The sequence below is a fragment of the Aminobacter sp. P4_D5 genome (assembly GCF_056401815.1).
Window position 1 is genome coordinate 1 of the sequence record NZ_JBFUIP010001328.1, and the last position, 531, is coordinate 531.

Genomic DNA, 531 nt, shown 5'->3' on the forward strand with positions numbered 1-531 from the left:
CATTGGAGAAATAGGTGATCGGAATCTCCTTGAGGTTCCGCACCGTCTCCTCGAACTGCCCCGGCACCGGCCGCCCGTCGTCGATATGGATGGAGCCGCCCTCGGCGGTGAAGCGCAGCAGCGTGGAGGAACTGCCCATGGTGTGGTTCCAGGGCAGCCAGGCGAGCACGCCCGGCGGCGGCGCGCCGGGCATGCGGCCGCGCAGCTGCTCGTTGGCCGTGATGTTCGAGCAGTTCATGGCGTGCGTGTTGATCGCGCCCTTCGGCCGCCCSGTGGAGCCGGAGGTGAAGAGGATGCGCGCCGCGTCGTCCGGCCGGATGGCGGCGATGGAGCGCGCGACATCGCCGGTCGCCGGTGTCGCCGCGAGATCCGCATAGGCGAGGCTCGGCCGGTCCGGCGCCGGCCGGTCCACATGGATCAGCGTGACACCGTCCAGGTCCAGCGCCGCCAGCGCCCTGGCGAAGGTGGGACCATCCTGCACGAAGACGATGCCCGGCTTCACGATGCCGAAGATGTATTTCAGCTTCGCGT

Annotated in this window: 1 protein-coding gene; it reads right to left on the minus strand. The window is 69.1% G+C overall.

Going from position 1 to position 531, the window contains the following annotated elements:
- The coding region (locus AC1DWF_RS38215) for an AMP-binding protein (protein WP_476843605.1) at positions 1-531 on the minus strand (531 nt) is incomplete at both ends.